Source organism: Streptomyces sp. NPDC102462 (assembly GCF_044765425.1).
Lineage (GTDB): Bacteria > Actinomycetota > Actinomycetes > Streptomycetales > Streptomycetaceae > Streptomyces.
Genome location: NZ_JBIWKB010000156.1, coordinates 1 through 1647 on the forward strand (window position 1 = coordinate 1; position 1647 = coordinate 1647).

A 1647-nucleotide genomic window follows, 5' to 3' on the forward strand; every position below is an offset into this window, starting at 1 on the left:
CGAGATCCTCGCCAAGGTCCGACTCGTCCAGACCAGCGTGAAGAAACTCGTCAATAACAACTCGAAGTAACTCAATCAGGGTCACGAGACACTAGATCTACCGCGTCGCTCGGCCAGTAGCCTGGCGGCCCCCGCTTCAACTCGATTCATGGCCAGGCCTGTTCGCCGGATCCCGATACCGGAGTGCCTCCTGCCAAGCGCCAGGCAGGGCGCCCCCGGGCACCGCAAGGATCTGACGCCTACGCTTCAGGCACGCTGAGGGAAACAGCAGTCCTGGCTCTTCCTGGCTTCCCTGTGTACGGGGGTTTTCTGATCGGGTTGGATATGACGGTACTGAACCACTGGCCGGAGGCGTGCTAGCCGCAGGGGCATGGGGGGACCGCTACGGTCGGCGCCGTGCTTACACGTACGGGCTGGCCGTGTGCGGTGCAGCATCCCTCTACGGCGCGCCGGCCACTACCAGTGAGTAGGTACCTGGGCCAGAGCGCCGCCGCGCCATCGCTGTGTGGACCGGCGTAGCTGGTCTCGGCGGCTTGGCCGGGCCAGTGGTGGGGGGCATCTGATGGAGTGCTTCTCCTGGCGGGCCGGATTCTGGATCAACCTGCCCGTCGTCGCCGCCGCACTGATCGGGGCGTGGTGGACGCTGCCCGAACAGCGCAGCCCACGCCCCAGCCCGGCTCATCCTGCGGCGATGTCCGCCGCCACGGCGGGCTTGAGCGTGCTGGTGTGGGCAATTATCGAAGGACCTGCACGCGGCTGGACCAGCAAAGGCGCACCCAAGTACCCCTGTTTCCCGCCGGGTTGTTGCGCAATCGACCGTTCACGGCTGCGGCCGCAGTGCTCAGTGGGATGTTCTTCGCCTTGTTCGGCTTCCTCTTCGTGGTCAGGGCGGAGGTGAGGGTGTAAGTGCCTTCGTTCTTCGTGATTCCATCGATAGTTCGGTGAGTGGCGAACCGTCTGGCCTGTAGCGTGCGGGGTCCTGTGCGGGAGATGCCCGCGCTGATGACGCCGGAGGCCCCCTGTGCCGGAGACGGACCTGAAGCAGCAACTCGTCGAGCGGTTCCGTGAGGTCAACGGTGATCATCCGATGACCGATGCCGATGACGTATATGTCAGCGCGCAGTTCGTTGTCCTGGAGGAACTGTGCGCCGTCCATGGTCGCGATGTCGATGCGGTCCGTCGGCTGATGCTGGGGCAGCGTCTGCCGCTTCCGGGATATCTGCGCTCCGACGGTGCTGAGATGGTGCCGGCCGACCTGTTCGCTCTCGCCGACGGGGCCGGCGGCGTAGACTTGCTCGAAGCGTGGTTCACCGCTCACTGGGCCGACCCGATCACCGGGAAGGCGGAGTGGAATGCGTATCTCAACGGACAATACGTGTGTCTGCACTCGGTGACGCCGGCCACCATTCAGCGCAAGGATTACCTGACGGCCGCGATCGGTGCCGCGGCGAACGAGCCGGATGCCGGTTCAGCGGGCTGGTCTACTCGGCTGCATGCTCTGGTCGACGAACTCGACACGCTGGAACCGGCGTTCACCGCCTACGACCGTCTTCCCTGCGTTCCGCGCAATTCGGGGGTTCTGGAGTCCCTACCGGGCTGAAGGTGCAGGTCAGTGAGCTGGAGGCTGGTGACGCGGGCAGATTCACC

The 1647-nt window shown here is 65.0% G+C and carries 1 protein-coding gene; it reads left to right on the forward strand.

Annotation, left to right across the window (positions count from 1 at the left end; translation table 11 throughout):
- The first annotated feature begins 1021 nt into the window (after positions 1-1021).
- Positions 1022-1600, forward strand: coding sequence for a DUF6058 family natural product biosynthesis protein (locus ACIRFL_RS43805; RefSeq protein WP_404041355.1), 579 nt, complete (start codon positions 1022-1024; stop codon positions 1598-1600).
- The last annotated feature ends 47 nt before the right edge of the window (positions 1601-1647 follow it).